General features: G+C 67.4%; 15 protein-coding genes. 12 read left to right on the plus strand and 3 right to left on the minus strand.

The window, feature by feature from the left end; all coding sequences use genetic code 11:
* Window positions 1–99: 99 nt before the first annotated feature.
* Entirely contained in the window at window positions 100–861 is a 762-nt protein-coding gene (gpmA, locus tag TSO5_RS16850) for a 2,3-diphosphoglycerate-dependent phosphoglycerate mutase (protein WP_109152636.1), read from the plus strand.
* A 31-nt stretch (window positions 862–892) separates the two neighbouring features.
* Here the strand turns inward: gpmA and TSO5_RS16855 are convergent, their stop codons facing one another.
* Window positions 893–3,193 (minus strand): helicase-related protein, encoded by a 2,301-nt coding sequence (locus tag TSO5_RS16855; protein ID WP_109152637.1) that lies wholly within the window; start codon window positions 3,191–3,193, stop codon window positions 893–895.
* 422 nt (window positions 3,194–3,615) lie between these two features.
* Between TSO5_RS16855 and TSO5_RS16860 the strand changes: the two genes are divergently transcribed.
* The 5 genes from TSO5_RS16860 (at window position 3,616) to TSO5_RS16880 (ending at window position 12,103) form a co-directional block, all read left to right on the plus strand.
* On the plus strand, window positions 3,616–4,452 hold the full coding sequence (locus TSO5_RS16860; protein WP_247870790.1) for a WecB/TagA/CpsF family glycosyltransferase: 837 nt from the start codon (window positions 3,616–3,618) through the stop codon (window positions 4,450–4,452).
* Between the two features lie 3 nt (window positions 4,453–4,455).
* On the plus strand, window positions 4,456–6,798 hold the full coding sequence (locus TSO5_RS16865; protein ID WP_199230917.1) for a polysaccharide biosynthesis tyrosine autokinase: 2,343 nt from the start codon (window positions 4,456–4,458) through the stop codon (window positions 6,796–6,798).
* A gap of 135 nt (window positions 6,799–6,933) precedes the next feature.
* The gene (locus TSO5_RS16870) at window positions 6,934–8,238 is read left to right on the plus strand and encodes an endo-1,4-beta-xylanase (protein ID WP_109152639.1); all 1,305 of its coding nucleotides are present in this window, start codon (window positions 6,934–6,936) and stop codon (window positions 8,236–8,238) included.
* A 158-nt stretch (window positions 8,239–8,396) separates the two neighbouring features.
* Window positions 8,397–9,362, plus strand: coding sequence for a class I SAM-dependent methyltransferase (locus TSO5_RS16875; RefSeq protein ID WP_109152640.1), 966 nt, complete (start codon window positions 8,397–8,399; stop codon window positions 9,360–9,362).
* Between the two features lie 221 nt (window positions 9,363–9,583).
* Window positions 9,584–12,103 (plus strand): carbohydrate-binding domain-containing protein, encoded by a 2,520-nt coding sequence (locus TSO5_RS16880; protein ID WP_109152641.1) that lies wholly within the window; start codon window positions 9,584–9,586, stop codon window positions 12,101–12,103.
* 86 nt (window positions 12,104–12,189) lie between these two features.
* Here the strand turns inward: TSO5_RS16880 and TSO5_RS16885 are convergent, their stop codons facing one another.
* Window positions 12,190–12,837: a serine acetyltransferase gene (locus tag TSO5_RS16885; protein ID WP_109152642.1), complete on the minus strand. Its 648-nt coding sequence runs from the start codon at window positions 12,835–12,837 to the stop codon at window positions 12,190–12,192.
* A gap of 42 nt (window positions 12,838–12,879) precedes the next feature.
* Complete coding sequence (locus TSO5_RS16890) at window positions 12,880–14,370, minus strand: oligosaccharide flippase family protein (protein WP_109152643.1); 1,491 nt, start codon at window positions 14,368–14,370, stop codon at window positions 12,880–12,882.
* Between the two features lie 823 nt (window positions 14,371–15,193).
* Here TSO5_RS16890 and TSO5_RS16895 point away from each other — a divergent pair.
* The 6 genes from TSO5_RS16895 to TSO5_RS16920 all read left to right on the plus strand — a co-directional run bounded on the left by TSO5_RS16895 (window position 15,194) and on the right by TSO5_RS16920 (window position 23,037).
* Window positions 15,194–16,645 carry an exopolysaccharide biosynthesis polyprenyl glycosylphosphotransferase gene (locus TSO5_RS16895; protein ID WP_109152644.1) on the plus strand — a complete coding sequence of 484 codons (1,452 nt, stop codon included), beginning with the start codon at window positions 15,194–15,196 and terminating at the stop codon, window positions 16,643–16,645.
* Window positions 16,646–16,892: 247 nt separating this feature from the next.
* On the plus strand, window positions 16,893–18,206 hold the full coding sequence (locus tag TSO5_RS16900) for an O-antigen ligase family protein (protein WP_109152645.1): 1,314 nt from the start codon (window positions 16,893–16,895) through the stop codon (window positions 18,204–18,206).
* Between the two features lie 82 nt (window positions 18,207–18,288).
* Window positions 18,289–19,254: a glycosyltransferase gene (locus TSO5_RS16905; protein WP_109152646.1), complete on the plus strand. Its 966-nt coding sequence runs from the start codon at window positions 18,289–18,291 to the stop codon at window positions 19,252–19,254.
* A 24-nt stretch (window positions 19,255–19,278) separates the two neighbouring features.
* A complete protein-coding gene (locus tag TSO5_RS16910) occupies window positions 19,279–20,481 on the plus strand; it encodes a glycosyltransferase family 4 protein (RefSeq protein WP_109152647.1) in 1,203 nt (400 codons plus the stop codon).
* 378 nt (window positions 20,482–20,859) lie between these two features.
* Complete coding sequence (locus tag TSO5_RS16915; RefSeq protein WP_247870791.1) at window positions 20,860–22,029, plus strand: glycosyltransferase family 4 protein; 1,170 nt, start codon at window positions 20,860–20,862, stop codon at window positions 22,027–22,029.
* Window positions 22,030–22,107: 78 nt separating this feature from the next.
* Complete coding sequence (locus TSO5_RS16920) at window positions 22,108–23,037, plus strand: polysaccharide deacetylase family protein (protein ID WP_109152648.1); 930 nt, start codon at window positions 22,108–22,110, stop codon at window positions 23,035–23,037.
* The last annotated feature ends 152 nt before the right edge of the window (window positions 23,038–23,189 follow it).

The following is a 23,189-nucleotide window of genomic DNA, read 5'->3' on the forward strand; positions in this document are numbered from 1 at the left end:
CCACGGCGCGATGATTTGTCGCGGGAACCGGTCCGGCTACAGGTCTGTTTCAACAGGGAAGCGCCGGATGAGCGGCCGGCTACCGGAGGGAGACCCGCCATGCACCGACTGATCCTGCTGCGCCATGGCCAGAGTGTGTGGAACGCGGAAGACCGCTTCACCGGGTGGACCGACGTCGGCCTGACCGACCGTGGAATCGCCGAGACGCACAAGGCGGCCGACCTGCTCAAGGCCGCCGGCATCGACGTGGACATCGCCTTCACCTCGGTGCTGAGCCGCGCGATCGAGACCCTGCACCTCGTCCTGCGCGACATGGACCGGCTGTGGCTGCCGGTGCACAAGCACTGGCGCCTGAACGAGCGGCATTACGGCGCGCTGCAGGGGCTGAACAAGGCGGAGACGGCGGAACGCCACGGGGCGGAGCAGGTGTTCCAGTGGCGGCGAAGCTGGGATGTCCCGCCGCCGCCGATCGAGCCGGACGACCCGCGGTCCGCCGTCACCGACCGCCGCTATGCCGGCCTCGCGAAGTCCAACCTGCCGCACGGCGAAAGCCTGAAGGACACCACCGCCCGCGTCGTCCCCTTCTGGCGCGACGAGATCGCCCCAGCGTTGGGGCTGGGTGCGCGGGTGCTGGTGTCGGCCCATGGCAACAGCCTGCGCGGGCTGGTCAAGCATCTCGACGATGTCGCCGACCACGACATCCCGCTGTTCGAGATCCCCACAAGCCGGCCGCTGGTCTATGAACTGGGCGCCGACCTGACGCCGCTTCGCCGCTACTTCCTGGGCGAAGACGGCACGGTCGAGGAGATCAACTGGCCAAAGCGCGAGTGGGCGAATCCCGGCAGCAGCGCGGCGGCGTGAGTTTCGCTCTCCCGAAGCGGGGGAGGACGCCTTACGGAGTGGCGCTTTTCCGCTTCGGGCCACGGCCGGTGCGGGGGCCGGTGCGGGGACCACCCCGGCCGGTGTCGCGACCGCCATCGCGACCGCCCTCCTTCGCCACCGGATGGTGGAAGTGGTGCGGGTGGCCGCCCGGCTTCTCGCCGTTGCCACGCTCCGGCCCGCGTCGAGGACCGCCGCGTCGGTCCTCGACGCGGCTGCTGTAACAATTGTCGCAGACACGGAACCGGTGGTTGGCCTTCAGCCGCGCACCGCAGACCGGGCAGGCGCGGGCGAGCGAGCGCTCGGCGAGCGTCCGCTCGATGAAAGCGTTCAGGTGCGCCCGGCGCTCCTGGCACAAATCCATCTCGGGGTAGGCGTCGGGGAAGCGGTAGGCCAGCCAAGCGTAGGCGGTCAGCTCCTTCACCGCGCGCTCGGCCTTTTCCAGTTCCACGTCGGTGCCGACGCTGTGGCGGAAACGTTCGGCGGCATCGGGAGCGGCGTTGGGGATGCCCCGGCCCTGGTTGACCGCCCAACCGCCGAGAAGGCGCAGGTTGTTCTGGTCGCGGGTGTCGATCGGGCAGCGGGCCAGCATGTCGCGCTGTGCCAGCGGCAGCTTGGCGCGGTCCACCGCCGCCGCCGCCTGGATGCGCTGCTCCAGGTCGGTCATGCGGAAGGTCTGGTTGGCGCGCAGCAGCTCCTGCCCGGCGGTGCGCAGCACCTTGGCGAGGCTGTCGGTGTCCAGCTCCCGCGCAATGGCCTCGACATGGCTGAGGTTGGGTGAAATCCACGAGCGCGGGTCTTCCGGCGGCACCGGCGGCGAGGTCAGCGCCCGGCGCACCGGGTTGATGTTCTCACCGTCCAGCACGGCGACGCGGCCTTCCTCATGCATGCCGAAGCGGCCGGCCCGGCCGCCGATCTGCCGAATTTCCGACGCGGTCAGCTCGCGCTCCTCCCGCCCGTCATATTTGCGGGTGGTGGACAGAACGACGCGGGCGACCGGCAGGTTCAGCCCCATGCCGATGGCGTCAGTCGCCACCAGCACGTCGGCGGTGCCCTCGCGGAAACGGCGCGCCTCGGCCCGACGGACCTCCGGCGACAGGGCGCCGTAGATCACCGCGACATTGTGGTTGCGGCCCAGCAGGTCGTGGCGCAGAGCCATCACGTCCTTGCGCGAGAAGGCGATCAGGGCGTCGCCCGGCTTCACCTCCTCCAGCTTCACCCGCTCCTCCTGGACGCGCAGCGGCGACTTGCGGGTGAATTCGACGACCTCCAGCTCCTCGCCCATCGCGTCGGCCAGACGCTTGACGTAGGGGATGGCGTCGGCGGAGCCGGTCATCAGGATTTCCGGCGCGGCGACACCGGCGACCGCCTGGGTCCAGGCCCAGCCGCGGTCGGGGTCGCCGATCATCTGAATCTCGTCGATGACGCAGGCGCCCCACACCTTGGAGGTGTTCACCATCTCGATGGTGGAGGAGGTGAAGGCGGCACCGGGCCGCACGTCGCGCTCCTCGCCGGTGACGAGGCTGCAGGGCCGGCCGCGCGTCTCCAGCGCCTCCTGCCCTTCCAGCGCCAGCAGGCGCAAGGGGGCGAGGTAGCAGCCGCTCTCGGCCTCCGCCAGCCGGTCCATGGCGGCGTGGGTCTTGCCCGAATTGGTCGGGCCGACGTAAAGCCGCAGCTTGCGGATCATCGCGCGGGCGGTGGCGAAGCTGTCCAGATAGACGCCCATGCCGGACGCATCCTCCAGCCGCTCCCGCCGGACCTTCAGGCCGGCGCGGGCGGCGGCGGTGGAGAAGGCCTCCTCCATCGCGTCAAGCAGGGTCTGCAGGCGCGGAATCCGCCCGCCGAAGCCGACGACGCGGCCCAGCTCGTCGGCGAAGCCCTTCGGCCGCCAGGACTCGCCGAAGCCGGCCGCCCGTTGCGCCATCGAGGCGAACCAGCCGTCGACGCGGTCCTTCGCCTTGGCGATGGCGGGGGAGGACAGGCAGGCGCCCTTCACCCGCTTGCCCAGCGCCTTGGCCTGCGGCCGGCCAAAGCCCTCGTCGATGGTCAGCAGGCCCCACAGGTCGGCCTCGATGTCCGGCAGCGGGCCGAGCGCCACCTTGAAGCGCAGCTTCAGCTTGCGGTCGGTGCCGGGAATCTGGACGACGTGGTTGACCGCGACCGACCAGCGCGCCGGGGTGCTGTCGGCATCCACCTCGATCCCATCGCCGCGCACCACGGCAGCCACCGCGCGCAGGGCGTCGCGGCGGTCGAATTCGTCGGCGGTGCCGGGGGTGCGGCCCGAACGGGCGTTGTCGGAGGTGTCGTCGGTCATGGATCGTCTTTTCTTGGAATTGCCCCGGTCATGCAAGCGCTTCGGCCGGGCGGTTCGGCCGGGAGGCCGATCCGGCAGGGCGGATGGCTCTGCCCCCAGACAACAGCCATAGAGCGCCAGGGTCTCTCTTTATGGCCGGGGTCCCTCTTTATGGGTCTGACCGGTCGATTCGGCAAGCCGAATCCCCCGAAGGGAGCAAGCCCGGGCTAATTCGAATCCGTCGCCGTTTCGCCGATCTCGCCCGTGCGAAAAGGGGGGAGGACCGGCCACATAGAGCCACGCAGGTTTGGTGGCCGGCCCCAACGGGTTAGCCGCCGCCGCCCGGCGGACAGGCCCGACATCAGGCCAGGCCGGATCGGCCGCAAGAACGGTCGCGTAACGGTCAATGCTTTGTTCCGATTAATTTTTCTTGGGAGATGCGCATGCCGAATCCTCGTGAGGTCCTGGAACTGATCGAGCGCATGCGGTGCATTTCGAACGACGGCGAGCGCCGTGCCCTGATCGACCATCTGGGCGCGGTCGACCGTCCGACGGTGCTGTCCTTCCTGAACGCGCATGGCCTGAACGTCTGCATGGGGTCGGACGCGGCGCTGGCCGCCTTCGCTTCGTCGGACGTCCTGCTGCGCGACGGGATCGGGTTGCAGGCGGTTCTGCCGGTGCTGGGCATGCCGTCCGGCCTGAACATGAACGGCACCGACTTCATCCCGCTGCTGCTGAAATCGCTCCCCCCCCGCAGCGTCGCCATTTACGGCACCGCCACCCCGTGGCTGGACCGTGCCCGCGTCGTCCTGGAAGCGGCCACCCCGCACCGCTACGCCGACCTGCAGCACGGCTTCCATCCGACGGAGCATTACATCGCCCAGGCGCGGGCCACCCGCCCCGACGTCATCCTGCTCGCCATGGGCATGCCCAAGCAGGAGGAGGTCGCGACGGAGCTGAAGCGCGCGCTGGACCATCCGGTGCTGATCGTCAACGGCGGCGCCATCGTCGATTTCCTGGCCGGCCGCTTCAAGCGCGCCCCGGAAGCGGTCCAGCGCTCCGGCCTGGAATGGGCCTTCCGTCTGGCGCAGGAGCCCCGCCGGCTCTTCCGCCGCTATTGCATCGGTGCCTTCGGCTTCGCCTGGAGCACCATCCGCCTTCGCCGTGCCGCATCCCTCCGCACCCGCGGACCGGGCGCCGCAGCGCCCGCTTCCACCCGGATCTCCCCCCGGATCTCCCAGTCGACGATCCGCCGGTCGCCTATCCAGAAGGAGCTTTGAGACGTGGAAAATCTTCCCCAGATCAATAACGGAGGTCCGGGCGGCCCGCCGGCTCCGGCATGGCCCACCCAGGCCGGCCACCACATGCCGCGCGATTTCGACGGTCCGGCTCCGGCGATGGGGCCCGACTTCCGCTTCATCCTGCGGGTGCTTGCGGCCCACAAGACGCTGATCGCCGCCATCGTGCTGGCGCTGACCGCGCTGTCGGCCTTCGGCGTCTCGCTGATGAAGGACAAATACACGTCCGAAGCGCTTCTGCTGGTCGACAACCGGCAGGTCCGCGTCGTCCGTGCGGAAGATCAGGCGCTGAACGCGATCACGCCGGAAGACAGCGCGATCCTCAGCGAGATCGAAATCCTGAAGTCGACGGCGGTGCTGACCCAGTCGATCGCCGATCTGGGGCTGGCCACCAACCCCGAATTCAACCCGCCGGTCCAGTCCGACGACAGCAAGCCCTTCGTCGAGCGCGCCACCGCCTGGACGCGCGAACAGGCCCATGCCGTCTTCGGTCCCGAGCTGCCGGGCTTCGTCGATGCGGTCCTGGCCCATGGCGACGACATGACCAAGGACACCCACCTGCGCGAGACCCGCGCCGCCGACAGCATCGACGGCGTTCTGGACCGCGTCCGCCGCAATCTGGAAGTCGGCATCGTCGGCCGGTCGCGCGTGATCCAGGTCCGCTACACCTCGCGCGATCCGGAAATCGCCCAGAAGGTGGTCGACACCGTCGTCCACCGCTACATGGAAACCCGCCAGCAGATGGACCGCGACCTGTCCACCAGCGCCATCGCCTGGCTGGAAGACCGCATCGGCACCCTGCGCAAGGAAGTGGCCGAGGCCGACACCAAGGTCGACGCCGTCCGCTTCAAGGCCGGTCTGGTCAAGAACGGAACCAACGGCCTGATGGCCACCACCGAGCTTGAGCAGGCCCGCCTGCGTCTGGCCGAAGCCGCGGCCAACCGCGCCCGTGCCGTCGCCCAGGCCCAGACGCTGGAGCGCAGCTCCGGCAATGGCGGCAGCCTTGCCTCGCCGGTCGTCGCCCAGCTGCGCGCCACGGTCGCCTCGATCTCCACCGAACTGGCCCAGCTGTCGCGCCAGTATGGTCCGAAGCACCCGCGCATCCAGGAACTGCAGGCCCGCCTGAACGAAGCGAACTCCTCGCTGCAGCAGGAGGTCCGCCACGAGATCTCCGGCGTCCGCGAGGCGGCCAACGTCGCCGTCGAGCAGGAAAACGCCCTGAAGTCGATGATCGCCAAGCTGGAATCCGGCTATCAGACCATGGCCGAGGAAGCGGTGCCGCTGCGCACGCTGGAGGCCGAGGCCCAGGCCAAGCGCCAGCTGCTGGACAGCCTGCTCGGCCGTCTGGAAGAGGTGCAGGCCCAGCAGGACAACCGCGCCTTCCCGACCGCCGTCAAGCTGGTCTCGGCGCCGCAGGTCCCGCATGAGCCGTCGGGTCCCTTCCGCATCCTGCTCCTGCTGGCCGGCTTCTTCGCCTCGCTCGCCGTCGCCGTCTTCATCGTCTTCGGCATCGAGCTGTTCCAGCGCCGCATCCGCACCCCGGACGCCGTCCGCCGCATCCTGGGCGTGGGCACGGTCCACATCGTCCCGCACCACTCCACCCGCGGCACCCGCGGCCGCCTGGACCAGATCTTCCAGAACCATCCCTTCTCGCTGTTCGCGGAATCGATGCGCGCCCTGTTCCGCAACCATCTGGCGGATATGGGTCCGGTCGGCTCCATCGCCGTCACCTCGGCCCGCCCGCAGGACGGCAAGACCTCGATGAGCCTCGCCGTCGCCCAGGTCGCGGCCCAGGCCGGCCGCCGCGTGGTGGTGGTCGACACCGACTTCCGCCGGTCGCGCATCGACGGCCTGTTCAACCTGTCGGCCAACAAGGGCCTGTCGGACTGGATTTCCGGCACCGCCACCCTGGACGAGATCGTGCATAACAGCGAAGACGCGCCCTATGCGATGATCCCGGCCGGCCGCCTGATGTCGGAGACGCTGGACCGCTTCAACGTCGACGGCCTGATCCACCTGATGGCCGGCCTGTCGCCGCACTTCGATCTGGTGGTGTTCGACACCGCCCCGGCGCTGGCCGTGTCGGATGCCCGCATCGTCTGCGGCGCCGCGTCGAAGGTGATGTTCGTCAGCCGCTGGGGCCACACCACGGCCAGCGACCTGCAGGCGGTCGCCGACCTGGGTCCGATCGACCACTCCAAGTTCGTCGCGGTCATGACCGACGTGAACCTGAAGAAGGCGGCCTCACGCGGTTACCAGGGTCCCTACAACAGCTATGTTGCGACCCGGAAATACTATGGCGACACCACCCTGCGGACCGCTCCGTAAAGCAGGCAGGGTGACCTGAAGCTCCTTCGACCAGAGGCCCTTCCCTCACCGACGCTGCGGCGCCCGGAGGGAGGGGTCTCTCCATGCCCGGAACCTGCTGCCGGCCCCACCATCCGGAAGAGAGAGCCCCTCCGCATGACCGAGAGTCCGAAGCCCGGTTTTCCCAAATCGCGCACCCAGTGGCGCCCTGAATGGCGTCCAAGCCGGCGCGATCTGATGTGGACCGCCGCCGCCGCCGCGGTGCTGGCGAGCTGCCGCGGCGCCAGCGGCCCGGCCCCGGCGGAGGCCGCCGCAAGCCACGCGGAGGCGGCGGAGCCGGCGGTGACTCTGCGCGAGGCCTGCCGGGCGCTGGGCATCCGCCACGGTGCCGCCCGCGACCATTTCGTCGATCCGGAAGATCCGATGCTCGACAAGCTGATGGCCCGCGAATGCGACGTCGTCACCCCGGAGAACGGCGGCAAATGGGGAGTCTTCCAGCACACGGAGGGGAATTTCGACTGGCGCCGCTTCGATGCGGCGGTGGAGCTGGCACACAGCATCGGCGCGACGCCGAACTGGCACACCATCATCTGGCAGCATATGGGCATGCCGCCCTACATGAAGCTGCCGGCGGCCCGGCAGGCGGAGCTGGGCATCTCCGAGAACGCCTATTTCTCGCCCGAGGGGACGCTGAGCGAAGAGAATGTCTGGCCGCGCTTCACCGGCGTGGTCGAGACGGTGCGGCAGCGTTACGGCGACATCTTCTACCGCATCGACGTCGCCAACGAGGTCTTCTTCTGGGAAACGGCGGAAAGCCACCCGCGCCAGCAGGACCGCTACGGCTTCCGCCGCGGCATGTGGTGGGTGGCGGCCGGCGGCGCGGAGAAGGGGCCGGAATGGCTCGATCCCTTCTTCCACCACGTGCACAAGGCTTTCCCCAAGGCGAAGCTGGTGCTGAACGAGTTCGGCATCGAGATCGACGAGGGGTGGCAGCAACGCAAGCGCGCCTATCTGCTCGACTGGCTGACCGGGGCGGTGAAGCGCGGCGTGCCGATCCACGGCATCGGGCTGCAGAGCCACCTGATCGGCGGCAAGCCCTATGACAGCGCCGGCATGCGCAAGTTCCTGCGCGCGGTCGACAAGCTGGGCCTCGCCGTCCATCTGACCGAGATGGATGTCGACGAGACGCGCCTGCCCCGATCCTGGTCGCGGGCGGAGAAGGATCGGGCGATGGCCCAACTGGCCCGCAACTATCTGGCCGACATGCTGGACAATGCGCGGGTGGAGGAGCTGTGCTGGTGGCACCTGCGCTCCGACCTGAATTTCATCGCGCGGGAGCATCCCGACCTGCACCCCCACCCCTCCCCCTATGACGAGAACTCCCGGCCGCTGCCGCTCTACACGGCGGTGGTGGACACGCTGCGGGAGAAGGCGCGCACCGGCAGGGTGCGGTCAGGCTGAGGTCCGGCGGACGCGATGCGCAGGCGGGGTAAGCCTGTGTCGATCACCTTCCCCTCCGACAGGTTCGCACCTTTTCTCCTTCGCGTGCGGGCGTCCGTCCCCATGCCCGATTAGAGTCCCTCATTGCGTCCGGCACCCCCCTGATGGAGAGGTCGATCGTGCAGAATACAGCCGACACGTTGCCGATGGATCGCCTGCCCGCCGACCGGAGGACCGACGACGCCCTCGTCGAGCGCTACCGGCGGAAGTTCCACCTCTCGCCGTCCTGTCCGCTCACCATCGAGATGGTCCAGCGCCACTGGACCCTGGAACGGCGGCTTGCCCGCGAGCTGATCGAGACCAAACCGGAAGAGCGCTGGGATGCCTTCGAGAAGGCCTATACCACGCTCTACACCAGCTGCCCCTGGCTGAACGAGGCGGAGGACGATGCCCACACCCGCAACGACGATCTGGACTTCCGCCATTTCCTGACCTTGCTGGGCGGGCCGCAGGATGTCTACGAGGTGGGATCGGGCAAGGCGCGGCTGCTGCGCTATCTCGCCCGCCACGGCTACCGCTGCGTCGCCACCGAAGTGACGCGCGAGCGCGGCGCCAGCTGGATCGAACAGGACTCCAACGTCACCTGGAAGAACAGCGACGGCGTGCATCTGGCCCAGTTCGAGCCGGCCGGCCGCTATGACAGCGTGGTCTCCACCCATGTGGTGGAGCACATGCACCCCGACGACGTCGTCACCCACATGACGAACGTCCACACCATCCTGAAGCCGGGCGGCAAATATATCCTGAGCATGCCGCACAAGTTCGCCGGTCCCGCCGACCTGTCGGAGGTGTTCGGGCTACACGAGCCGGTCTGCATGCATCTGCGCGAATATGGCTGGGGCGAGACCGCGGCGATGCTGCGGGAGGCCGGCTTCGCCCGCGTGGAGGCGGTCTATGTCGTGCCGATGGCGGTGCGTCGCCGCCTGAACCTGCATTTCGCCAGTCGCGCCTATTTCGGCTACATGCGGGCGGTTGAGGCATTTTTGGGACAGCTGCCATTAACCCTAAATCGCAAGCTCGGAAGGATAGGTCAGCTCTATATGTTCCGTCCCGAGGTGTTCCTGGTCGCGCACAAACCGCGCTGACGCCGCAAGCGGCCACGGAAATCCGTTTCCGTTCAATACGTTGACTCCACAGATAACCCCTTTGTTGCTGCGATGCATCGACAAAGGGGTTTTTTGTGTCTCATTCTTTTCACAAGTGGTAGTGGCATTAGAGCCGCATTTCGCTAAAATTTGAAATAGCTCGTTAACCTTTTCCGGCCAGTCTGGGCTCCAGCGAAAACACGGAAAAGAGGATGCTTCCAATGGCAACGAGCCCCGTCGATACGACCTTCGTAGTCAATGCCTCGGGTGTGTCTGCCGGAGGAGTCTGGCCGCACTTCAAGTTCCTCGTCGATGGCGTCGCCGTCGGCCAGGCGACGGTCAATTCCACCAGCGCCGGGCGGTACAGCTTCACCACGAAGGTGGCTCCCGACGCCGCGCACAAGGTCCAGGTCGTGTACGACAACGACTGGATGTCGACCGACAAGTCCGGCATGTACCGCGACCTGATGGTCAAGTCGATCGAAGTCAACGGCAAGACCATCGCTTCCACCAGCTCGACGGTCTCCTACGCCGCTGACGGCCAGGGCACCCTGTCCGGCCGCGAAATGCTGTCCTGGAGCGGCTCGCTCGATTTCAACATGTCCAAGGACATGTTCGCCAGCGCCGCCGGGACCCCGACCACGCCGACCACCCCCACGACGCCGACCACTCCGACCACCGGCGGCACGCCGATCGTCGTGAATGCGTATGGCGCGGCGGCCGGCGGCGTGAACGCCCACTTCAAGGTCCTGGTCGACGGCAAGCAGATCGGTGAAGGCACGGCCGGCACCGCCGCCAAGGACTTCACCTTCAACGCGAACGTCGCCGCCGACGTCGCCCACAAGGTCCAGATCCAGTACGACAATGACGGCGTGGTCGGCGGCGTCGACCGCAACCTGTACGTCAACAAGATCACCATCGGCGGCCATGCCGTGAACCCGACCGACAGCATCGTGTCGATCGACAAGGGTGCGCTGGACGGCAAGGACCTCGTCGCCGGCCAGAAGGCGCTGTGGTGGAACGGCACCATGGAGGTGAAGGCCGACAAGTCCTGGTTCGGCGGCAGCACCTCCACCCCGACCACGCCCACCAACCCGTCGCAGCCGAGCCTGTCGGTCAGCGACGCGACGGTGACGGAGCCGACCGGCAGCCAGTCGTCCAGCGGCATCCAGGGCTTCCTGCACACCCAGGGCAACCAGATCGTCGACGAGGCCGGCAACACCGTCCGCCTGACCGGCGTCAACTGGTTCGGCGGCGAAGGCTACAACTACGTGCCCGCCGGCCTGTGGGTGGACAGCTATCAGCACCACCTGGAAAGCATGAAGTCGGTCGGCTTCAACACCATCCGCCTGACCATGTCGGACTCCATGTTCGACAGTAGCGCGGTGACCAACGGCATCGACTATTCGAAGAACCCGGATCTGGTCGGTCTGACCCGCCTGCAGGTCTATGACAAGGTCATCGACTATGCCGGCAAGCTCGGCATGAAGGTGATCCTCGACCACCACCGCAACGACGGCGGCGCCGGCACCAACGAACATGGGCTGTGGTACACCAGCGCCCACCCGGAATCGACGGTGATCGCCAACTGGAAGATGCTGGCCCAGCATTACGCCGGCAACGAGACCGTCATCGGCGCCGACCTGCACAACGAGCCGAGCGTGACGGCCACCTGGGGCGGCAACGCCTCCACCGACTGGGCCTCGGCCGCCGAGCGCATCGGCAACTCGATCCAGAGCGTGAACAAGGATTGGCTGCTGTTCGTCGAAGGCACGGAGTGGAGCAGCACGCTCGCCGGTGCGCAGTCCCGCCCGATCCACTTCGACACCCCCAACAAGCTCGTCTACTCGCCGCACGCCTACGGCCAGAGCGTCGGGCAGTTCAGCTGGCTGAACGATCCGAACTACCCGAACAACCTGCCGGCCCAGTACGACAAGATGTGGGGCTATCTGTACAAGAACGACACCGCGCCGATCATGCTGGGCGAATGGGGCGGCCAGTTCAACAGCACGGCCGAGCAGACCTGGGCCAAGACCATGGCCAAGTACCTGAACGGCGACTGGAACCTGGACGGCAAGAGCGACATCGCGGCCGGCGACAAGGGCATGAGCTGGACCTTCTGGGCCTGGACTCCGGAGTCCGGTGACGTCGGCGGCATCCTGATGGACGACTACAAGACCATCAACCAGAGCAAGATCAACATCATCAAGACCGCCATGGAAGGCGCCGTCTTCGATACCCCGACCACCACCGCCAACACCGCCAACGCCACCTTCACGGTCAAGCTGTCGGCCGCGTCCAGCAGCCCGGTCACGGTGGACTACTCCACGGTGGACGGCACGGCCAAGGCCGGCTCCGACTACACCGCCACCAGCGGCAAGCTGACCTTCGCCGCCGGCGAAACCGCCAAGACCGTGACGGTCAAGGTGCTGAGCGACAGCGTGACGGAAGGCAACGAGACCTTCAGCCTGAAGATCTCCAACCCGAGCGCCGCGACGCTGGCCGACGCCACCGGCACCGGCACGATCGTCGACGCCGCCGCCAAGGCCGCCGCCGCTTCGCTCAGCTCGGCCGACCTGCTGGCCCACGCGGTGACGGCTGCCAACGACACGACGGTCGACCACCTGCCGACGGCCACCGTCGCCAGCATCGACAGCTCGGTCACCGACCTGTCGCACACCGCCATCGACACCGCCTATCACGGGATGGAGTGGCACGACCCGATGGCCCACGCGGCCTGAGGATCGGCTTCACCGCAACCGGTGTAACGACGACGGAAAGGGGCCGGCAGGATGCTGCCGGCCCCTTTCCGTATTGTGTCCGGCGATCAGCCCGGAACGGGCGAGGCCTGTGCGGCGGTCGTATGGGTGGAGAGTGTGCCGACCGGGGCCGGATGCGGGATGTCTGGAATGCTGACCTCCGCCACCGCCTTTCCCGGATTGCCGGCGACGACGGTGCGCCGGGGCATCGGCTTGGTGACGACGGAGGACGCGGCGACGATGCACTCGTCGCCGACGCTGACGCCGATGATCACCGCATGCGGCCCGACCCAGACGCCGTCGCCCAGCTCCGGGTAATGGGTCACCCGGCCGGTGGGGAGCAGATCGTCCTTCTGGCCCAGGGTGACGCCGTGGAACAGGGTGACGTTGGCGCCGATGCGGGCGTTGGCGTTCACCACCAGCCCCCAGCCGTGCAGGATGCGCAGGCCGGGTCCGACCTGGGTCTCCCACGGCAGATCCATGGCCGCCGAATGCTGCGTCCAGCGATGCAGCAGCCGGCAGGCGGCCAGCAGCGGCTTGCGCAACGGCCCTCCCATCCGATCGGCCGCCTGGCAGCTGCGCAGGGTGAAGGTCACCCGGAACATGCGGTTTCCCGCCAGCAGCTTCAGCACCGCCCCAAGGCCGGAACCGCCGCCGTAGCGGATGGCGTCCGCCGCGACCGTCTGCCGATATGTGTAGCGCGGAACATCCTGCATCGCGGTGGGATCCTCCCGGTTTAATCGTTGTCAGGCTGATCGTCAGGCCGCTTGGGGCCGGCGAAAAAATCGGCCGAGCATGCGGAACAGCATGGCGCGGTCGGTCTTGCCGAAGCTCGGCCCGAACAGGGTGACGATGGCGAACAGCATGGTCAGCCCGACCTTGGCCGCGGTGAAGGTTGGGTTCACCTCGAACCCGAACAGGGCGAGGCCGGCCAGATAGGCGATGGCGGCCGGCGCCAGGATGCCCGTCACCCGCAGAACGCTGAGCGGCGGCTCCTTCGGGCTGAGGCGGCGGCACAGCGTCTCGGTGACGCAGAGCATCACCAGCTCGCGCCCCAGCACGCCGATGGCACCGCCCATCAGGCCGAGCGGCCCCAGCGTCACCCCCATGATCGCCGTGCCGACCGCGAGCCCGCCCAGCGAGATCGCCGGCAGAACGCCGACCTTCTTGGTCTTCACCAGCCCGACCTCGGCATGCATGCGCACGCCGTGCAGCACATAGGCCAGCACCAGCAGCGGCATGCAGGGCAGCACGGTGTCGTATTCGCTGGACGCGATCAGCCACAGCACCTCCGGCGAGGTCAGCGCCATGCCCAGCGCCGCCGCCGACAGCAGGACGACGAACAGGTAGAAGACGAATTCCGACTGCTCGCGCCCGGCGGTGTTGTCCCCGACGTCGTGCTGGGCCTCGATCCGGCTGACCGACCAGATCTGCAGGAAGGAGGCGGTCAGGAACATGTAGAGCATGGTGGCGAGCCGCAGCCCGAAGGACAGCACGCCCACCGCGGCCACGCCCATCAACAGGTTGACCAGATAGCGCATGGCGAACTGGTTGCCCATGTCCAGCATGGTCTGCGGCATGAAGGGCAGGCCCAGCACCGACACCCGCTTCAGGATCCCGAAGGAGAAGCCGACGCCGTTCGCGCCCAGGATCGCCACCGTCAGCGCGATGCCCAGCCCGACGAAGGTGATGGCGTTGGCCAGGAAGATGCCGGTCACGCCCAGGTCCATCACCAGCAGGAAGGTGAGGTTGAGGCCGATCAGCCCCACCGCCTTGCCGACCGAGATCAGCAGGCAGGTGCCCGACCGCTTGTGGACCCGGTAATAGGCGAGCGCCAGCTCGAAGACGGCGCTGAACGCGATGCCGGCAAAGGCGAAGGCGATGATCGGCGCCTGATCGCTGCCGCCGAACAGCAGGTGGCTGGCGCCCCATCCCGCCGGCAGCGCCACCGCCAGCAGGAGCAGCGAGGCGGCCCAAAGCCCGATCATGGTGGTACTGACCACCTTGCTTCGGCCCCGGGTGTCGGCATGTTCGAAATAGACGACGGTGAAGGCGTTGATCATCCCGATCATCAGCATGACCGCGACGATGTCGCCGACGACGCTGATCAGGGCATAGACGCCGAACTCCGCCGGCGACAGGACCTTCGTATAGAGCGGCAGCAGAAGCAGTCCCGCGGCGCGGTTGACCACGTTCGCCACCATGAACATCCAGCCATGTTTGATGATCGTACCAGCTTCGAGAGCCATCCGGTTTCCTTCGCCCCCTATAGTCCGCTTCTTTTCCCGGTCCCGCCTGAGAGGGGAGCGCTGCGTCCGCCAAGTCGCATGGGGTGGGTTGCACGGGCGCAGATAAGGAAAAAGAACGCGCCAAATCTTGGCGGCGGCTGGGAAAGCGTCAATTCGGCCTTGAAGCGACCGCAGCACTCTTCGGTGCTAGTCACCACGGCTTCGGCCAGAGAACCAGGACGTTCCGATTAGGCTTTCCGGCGAGCCCGCACGCTGCCTCCTACGCCCCGCAACAGGCAAGGGCTCCTTCGCGCCACGCCCCCGCTCGGAATTGCCCGGCGCTTCCCTTCGGTAAATCCGGGTGGCGGACCCACTCCGCAAGTTCGGCGATCATCCCCCTTCGCGCCCCACCGTTCCGGCCGGTCGGGGAAGAGTTTACCAGCCTCTACCCAAAAATTGCGGAGATCGAACGTGCCGCCGGGGGTGCGACACCACCTTGCCGCTAACCCGAAACGCTATCCCCGCCGGAGACGGCATCCGAAAGTATCCCCTTAAATATTCGGACACCCGCACCCTTTGAAACCCCAGTGGTATCGCGGACGCGAAATCAACGCCCGTATGCACTGTTGCTGGCCAAGCCTCCTCATCCTAATTCGTCCTCAACGAACTGCGGATCGGCCGATCGAAATCATGAAAGAGCGATCTTTACATAAATGCGCAGCTGGGATTGAGGCGGCGCAGCAAAGTAAAGACCGGCCGAATCCCAAGAGACGCTGATGACGAGCGACCATCCGCACGAATGGCCGTGCGGTGGCTGGCATTCCCTTCAACCACGGGACCTGCGATGAGCAAACTGGACCCAGATGTGGTCATCGATCTGACCTCGGCGAAAAAGGCGACGATCCCGACGATCGCCCCCGGGCTGCTGCTTGCACTGTCCGACGGGCTGGTCCTCGCCCTGGTGGGGTGGACGCTCAACCATTTCCTCGGCGCCGACGCGCTGACCGAGCCGCTGGAGGCCGCGGCGTGGCAGCGGTCGCTGGTGACCGGCCTGATGCTGGTGCCCTTGGTCAAGTCGGTGTTCGGCATCTACACGCTGGGCCGCTTCGACTACATGGAACGGACGCGGCGGACCTTTCAGGCGGCTTTCCTGTGCTGCGCCGTGCTGGCCGTGCCCTTCATCGTGATGGAGGGGTTCCGCTCCTTCTTCGTGGAGGCGCTGTCGATCGCGCTGCTCGGCTTCGCGGTCACCTATGTCGCCGACCTGCTGCTGATCCAGGGGCTGCTGTCCAGCGCGCTGGACTGGCGCACGCCGGTGGTGATCGTCGGCGCCGGCCCGCAGGGTGCCGCCATCGCCGAGAAGCTGCAGCGCCTGCCCTGGCTCGGCATGCGTCCGGTCGGCTTCGTCGACGACGACGACAGCCTGTGGCAGACCCGCGTCGCCGGCCTGCCGGTGATGGGTCCGGTGGAACTGCTGGCCAAGTCGCCCGCCGTCGCCGGCCAGGCCAGCGCCGCCATCGTCGCCGACATGGGCCGCCACGGCAGCGACCTGACCGGCCTCGTGCGCACCCTGCCCTTCCGCCAGGTCTATTGCGTGCTTGGCGAGGGCAATGTCAGCGCGGTCGACGCGACCTATCACAACCTGCACGGCTCGCTGGCCCTGCGCGTCAGCGTCCGTCCGCCGACCGGCTACCTGCGCATCCGCCGCGCCATGGACATCGTGCTGTCGTCCATCCTGCTGGTGCTGGTGGCGCCGCTGATGCTGGGCCTCGCCGTCGCCATCAGGCTGGACAGCCCCGGCCCGGTGATGTTCCGGCAGAAGCGCTGGGCCGGCGGCAAGCAGACCTTCGACCTGCTGAAGTTCCGCTCCATGCATGTCGACGCGGAGGAGCAGCTGCAGCAGCTGCTGGAGAACGACCCGGTCGCCCGCGAAGAGTACATGACCTACCACAAGCTGACGGTCGACCCGCGCATCACCCCGCTCGGCCGCTTCCTGCGCAAGACCTCGCTCGACGAGCTGCCGCAGCTGTGGAACATCCTGATGGGCGACATGAGCCTGATCGGCCCGCGCGCCTACATGCCGAAGGAATTGCCGGAGGTGGGTGACTCCGCCGCGGTGATCGGCACCGTCCGTCCGGGCCTGACCGGCTACTGGCAGGTGTCGGGACGCCACCGCACCACCTTCCAGGAACGCGTGGCGATGGACGTCTTCTATGTCCGCAACTGTGGCCTGCTGTTCGACTTCTTCATCCTGTGCAAGACCGCGGTGATGGTCCTGAAGGGCGACGGGTCGTAACCCGCCCCGCCCCCGAACCGAATGCCAGCCGGACCCCCGCGCACCCGCGCGGGGGTCTTCTTATTGGAGCCCTTCGGCTCCATTCCCTTTTTCGGCCGGCAAAGGAAGGGGGGCGGGCGAAAGCGGCTACCCCTTTCGGGTCCGGCCTCCTTCGGTCTAATGCCACCGCCCGCCTACGAGAAGGGGGGTGCCAACCGCATCTTCAGGTCTGCACAGCCGAACGCGGTACGGCAGCAAGGGAAAGCCGATGAAAGTCCTGGATTTTCTGGAAAAGAGCATCGCCGTCATCGGCATCATCGCTTTCGGAGGCTCCGTGCTTCCGCTGATGCTGACCGGCGGCGACCCTCTGGCCGGCGATCTTGAGTCCGCCGGCGTCACCGTCCTCTATGGCGGCCTCTATCTGCTGGTGCTCGCCGCCATCGCGCTACGGCCTAGCATCGCCTTCCAGATTCCTTTCGCCAGCCCGGCGCTGACGGCGATGATGGCCTTCGCCTTCTTGACCGCGCTGTGGTCGCTGTTTCCGGACGTGACGCTGCGCCGGTCGATCGCCTTCATGTTCACGACGGTGTTCGGCATCTGGCTCGCCCTGCGCTTCCGCTTCCCGGAGATCATGCGGCTGCTGGTGGTCGGGCTGTCGTTCCTGATGTTCGTGTCCTTCTACATGATCTTCGCGATGCCCTCGATCGGGCTGGACAGCACCCAGCATGTCGGCGCCTGGAAGGGCGTGTTCTTCCAGAAGAACGTGACCGGCCGCATGATGGTCTGGCTGATGCTGGCGCTGGTCTGGCTGGACTGGCAGAAGGAACAGAGCCGCTGGGTCACGCGGCCGCTGATCCTGCTTGCGATGCTGCTGATCGTGATGAGCCGCTCCGGCACCGGTCTGGTCACCTCGGTCCTGGTGACGGTCGCCCTGCTGTCCACCACCATGCTGCGCGGCAGCATCCGCAACTTCGCCCCGACCATGGCGCTGCTGACGGCCCTCCTGGTCATCATGGTCACTGCCGGCGCCACCTTCTGGTACGACGTGCTCTATGCCCTGGGCCGCGACCCGACCCTGACCGGCCGCACCGTGCTGTGGCAGCACATCGTCCAGTCGGTCACCGAACGGCCGCTGCTGGGCTACGGCTATGCCGCCTACTGGTTCGGCTTCAACGGGCCGGGCGCCAGCTTCACCCGCGACTGGGGCATCACCTCGGCCCACAGCGGCTGGCTGGAGCTGACGCTTGACCTCGGCCTCGTCGGCGTGGCGCTGGTGCTGGTGGTGCTGAGCCGCATGCTGTTCCAGGGCTTCTTCGCCGCCCGCTACGGCAACAGCCGGCCGGAAGCCGCCTGGGCCTTCGCCGTCGGCTGCGCCCTGCTGGCTGTGTCGGTGTCCGAGAGCGTGTTCGCCGAGCGCCATTCCATGAACTGGGTGATCGCCACCATCGCCGTCGTCCGCCTGATCCAGCAAAGCCGCTGGCAGCGCCTGCTGAACGACCGGGCGGAGGAACAGCATCGCCTGCGGCGGCATGCGCCTGCCGGCGTCGCCCCCGCCTATGCCGGCCAGAGCCGGGCGCTCTAGCCACGGACCTGACCATCGATTTCGGGCCCCTGGCCCCTTTCCCAGCGACCCTTCCCATTTTGCTTCGACCGAAGGCAGACCCATGAGCCCGAAGAAAGAACCGGCGAACAGTTACCACCCGGCGAGCAATGAAAAGGTTACCGTCGTGATCCCCACCCGCAATCGCCCGGACATGGTGATGCGGGCGGTGCTCAGCGCTCTCGACCAGACCTATCGGGACCTGGACGTCGTCGTGGTGATCGACGGGCCGGATCCGGCCACCGCCTCCCATCTGGCGACGCTGGCCGACCCGCGGCTGACCGTGATGGAACTCGAGACGAACCACGGCGCCGCGGAGGCGCGCAACATCGGGGTGCGCAGCGCGCGGGGCGACTGGATCGCCTTCCTCGACGACGACGACCATTGGATGCCGGAGAAGGTGGCGCTGCAGATGGGCGCCCGCCCGGCCGGCATCCGCCTTCCCATCGTCAGCTGCCGCTGCCAGGTGGTGACCGCCCGCGGCACCTTCGCCTGGCCGCGGCGTCTCGCCACCCCGGCCGACGCCATCGGCGATTACCTGTTCGTCCGCCGCGGCCTGTTCAAGGGCGAGACCTTCGCCCCCACCACGACGCTGCTGGCGCCGAAGGCGCTTCTGCTGCGCAACCCCATTCCCGAATCCCGGTTCGACGACTGGGAATGGCTGATCACCTGCGGCCGGATCGACGGCGTGGCCCTGGTCCACATCCCCGAGGTGATGGCCGTCCATTACACCGAGAACAACCGCGTCACACTTTCGACCTGCCACAACATCAATCACGCCCTGGAATGGGCGGAGTCGATGCGCGACCACCTGTCGCCGCGCGCCTATGCCAGCCTGCTGCTGCAGGCGACCGGCGGTGAGCAGGCGGCCCGCACCGCCGGCACGCGCTGGCGCATCCTGAATTCCGCGCTGCGCGACGGGCAGCCGACGCCGATGGCGCTCGCCACCTTCACCATGCATTCGCTGATGCCGGTCGGTCTTCGCCGCCGCCTGCGGCAAGCCTTGTTCTCCGCGTCCGACGCCGCCTGAGCACGAAAAAGGACCCAGACGCTTATGGACAGCACAAACGACAGCCGTATCCCCGCAAGCCCGCCGGATGCATCCCACCGGATCGCGATCGTGTTCGCGACGCCGGGTGCACTCGACGGCGGCGGCGGCATCGGCCGCATGACGGGTTACGTGGTCGACCAGTTCGACAAGTCGGGCACGACCCGATCCATCATCCTCGATACACGCGGCACCGGTAGCGTTCTGCTGTCACCCTTATATCTCGGCATGACCCTGACGCGCATGGCCTGGATCCTGGCGCGTCGCAAAGCCTCCGTCGTGCACATCAACGTGTCCGAGCGGGCGAGCTTCCTGCGCAAGGCGGCGGTCCAGGCGGTGGCGGGGCTGATGTCCTGCCCGACGGTGGTCCACCTGCACGGCGCGTCCTTCGTCGAATTCTTCGAGGGCGGCATCTTCGCCCGTGCCATCAGCCGCTGGCTGTTCAACCGCTGCGGCCGGGTGGTGGTGCTGGGCGACAATTGGCGCGATTTCCTGGTCCAGTCGGTCCGCACCGACCCCCACAAGATCCGGGTGCTCTACAACGCCGTGCCCGATGTCGGCGCCGACCTCGGCCCGCCAGCGCCGCCGGAGCCGGGCGCCGTCCTGTCCCTGCTGGTGCTCGCGAACCTGTCGGAGCGCAAGGGCATCGGCACGCTGCTGCGCGCCGGCGCGCTGCTGAAGGAGCGCGGACAGCCCTTCCGGATCACCATCGGCGGCGGCGGCGATGTCGACGGCTATCGCGCGATGGCGGCCGAACTGGGGATCGCGGAGAACTGCAGCTTCCTGGGCTGGATCGGCCGGGAGGAGGCGCATGCGCACATCCGTTCGCACGACATGCTGCTGCTGCCCTCCACCCATGAAGGGTTGCCGATGGTGATCCTGGAGGCGCTGTCGGCGCAGTTGCCGGTCATCACCACGCCGGTCGGCTCAATCCCGGAGGTGCTGACCGACGGCGAGACCGCCCGGATCATCCCGGTGAACGATCCGCAGGCGCTGGCCGATGCCGTCGTCCAGGTCGGTCACGACCCGGCTCTCTACCGCCGCCTTGCTGAGAATGGCCGGCGCCTGTTCCTGAAGCAGTTCGTCATCGACGCCTACGCCAAGTCCCTGCTGGCGATCTACCAGGAGTTGGACCGCAGCGGCGTCGAGTTGTCGGGGGAGCTGGACAAGCTGGCCGGATCGGCCGCCACCGCTTCCAAACGGCGATGATCCAAAGTCATGGCCGCCTCGATGATCGGTCTGGAAAACAATCATGGCGGGTATGACCGTAAGGAAGGTGCACATGCACAGGTTGGGTAACCATACCGGCAAGCCAACCCGTTCGGTCGCTCCACAGCGTGCGGGTGACGTATCGCGTAAACTTGCACGTGGACGTCGCCCGGCCTACGGCAGCGGCATGATCCAAACGGCGGCGGTCGACCGGCCGCATCACCACGCATCTCCCTGTACGGCATGAAGAACGAGCCGGTAAGGGACCGACGCCAAAAGCATAACAAGCCCGCCGCAGCCGTCGAAGGACGGTCGTCACACGGTAAAAGCCGGGGCGCAACGCAGGAACGGCGGGCAGGGAAAGGATCAGGAGCGGACATGATCTATATCGTCTCCCCCGGCGGCACGCAGGAGAAAGGCGGAATGGGACGTGTGGTCGACAACTTCACGACCGACCTGAGGCAGAATTGCCCGGACGTGAAGTTCGAGGTGGTCGACAGCTACGGTCCCGGCAAATTCCACCTGATGCCCCTCTATTTCGCACGGGCGACCGCCCGTCTCGCCGGCTGCTTCGCCGCCGGCAAGGCCGACCTCGTCCACATCCATATGGCGGAATATGGCAGTGTCCTGCGCAAGGGCATCCTGATCGCCATGGCCCGCAGCTTCGGCGTGCCGGTCGTCCTGCACCTGCATGGCGGACGCTTCCCGAAACACTTCAAGGACAGCAGCCCGCTGATGCGCTGGGCGATCCGCCGCATGATGGCGATGACCAGCGAGATCGTCGTTCTGGGGGAATTCTGGCGCGACTGGGTGGCGGAGGCCTTCGGGCCGGAGACGCGGCAGCGCACCACCCTGCTGCACAACGCCGTGCCCGGTCCGGTCTCCCCGCCGGTGCGCGACGATGCGGAGGAAGGCTTCGCCGGTCCGGTGCGCCTGCTGTTCCTCGGCCGGCTGATCAAGCTGAAGGGCATCGACGTCCTGCTGAACGCGCTCGCCTCCCCCGCCTGCCGCGACCGGAACTGGCAGGTCACCATCGCCGGCGACGGCGATCTGGAGACCTACCGCGGCCTCGCCACGGATCTCGGCATCGCCGACCGCGTGCGCTTCACCGGCTGGCTCGATCAGGCCGGCTGCCGGCGCGAACTGGCCAACTCCCATGTTCTGGTCCAGCCCTCGATGTTCGAAGGCCTGCCGATGTCGGTGCTGGAGGCGATGGCGGAGGGGCTGACCATCGTCGCCACCCCGGTCGGCAGCGTTCCGGACGCCATCGCCGACGGCGAGACCGGACTCCTGGTGCCGCCGGGCGATGTCGCCGCGCTGGCCGACGCGCTGGCCCGCGTGATCGACGACCGCAACCTGCGCCGCAATCTGAGCGCCGGCGCCCGCGCACGGTGGGAGCGCCAGTTCGACGTCGCCGTCTTCCGCGAACGTCTGCTGGAGATCTACCGCCGCAACGCCCGCGGCAGCCTGACCACGACGCCTGCCGTTCCCGCCGGACCGGTGCCGGCCTCCGGACCGGCGGGCCATACCAAAAGCACGACTGGCTGACGCGGACGCGGCAGGCCGCTTCCGGTTCGGACCGCTCGCGGCCGGGACCGGGAGCATCGACATGAAGGAAGGGGCACCATGAAAAACGCCATTGCCAATCTGGTGCGCTGGTCGGGATTCGGTGCGATGCAGCGTTTCCTGAAGGCGCGGCACGCCGTCACCATCGTCGTCTACCACGACCCGGACCCTGAGGTGCTGCGCGAGCATCTGCGCTGGTACGCCAAGCATTACGGCTTCACCAAGCTGGATGCCGTAGCCACCGCGATGGAAACCGGCCGCTGGGACAAGCTGCCGGCCTATCCGCTGGTCATCACCTTCGACGATGGGCATCGGAACAACACGGCGCTTGCGTCCTTGTTCCGCGAGTTCGATTTGCGGCCGACGATCTATCTCTGCAGCCAGATCGTCGGCACCGCCCGCCCCTATTGGTGGAAGACCGGCGCCGCCGACGGCATCGGGGTGGAGCGGCTGAAGCGGGTGCCCGACCCCGAACGGCGCCGCCTGCTGGCCGAAGCCGGCGACGATCCCGACAGCGACGGTGCCGACCGTCAGGCGATGACCTGGGACGAGATCGCGCGGATGACCGACGTCGCCGATTACGGCGCTCACACCCGCACCCATCCAATCCTGCTGCAATGCGACGACGGCCGCTGTGCCGACGAGATCGCGCTCTGCCGCAGCGAACTGGAGGAGGCGCTGGGCCGGCCCTGTCGCCATTTCGCCTTCCCCAACGGCGATTTCAGCGACCGCGAGGTGGAGGAGATCCGGCGTGCCGGATACCGCACCGCCCGCACCATCGATCCCGGCTGGAACGACGCCTCCACCGACCCGCTGCGCCTGAAGGCTTTCCCGGTGTCCGACGACGCGACGGTGGAGTGGCTCAGCGTCCAGCTGACCGGCATCCCGGCCTGGCTGCGCAAGCGCAAGGCCGCCGCCGACAGCCCGGCCGGCGGGGTGACGCCCGAATGGGCAGGCTCGATGGCAAAACCCAAGTCCGCGGGCGTATGACCGCGACCGGCCGCGCCAAGCCTAATGTCTAGAGGCAAGCGACAAGCCCTATTACCGGACAACAGAGTGGCTAACCACAGACTTCAATCCACTCCTATCCTTTGAGCCCTCGCAAACCACCGCCTCCATCACAATAAAATTGCATATCACGC

The sequence above is a fragment of the Azospirillum sp. TSO5 genome (assembly GCF_003116065.1).
Taxonomy (GTDB): Bacteria; Pseudomonadota; Alphaproteobacteria; order Azospirillales; family Azospirillaceae; genus Azospirillum.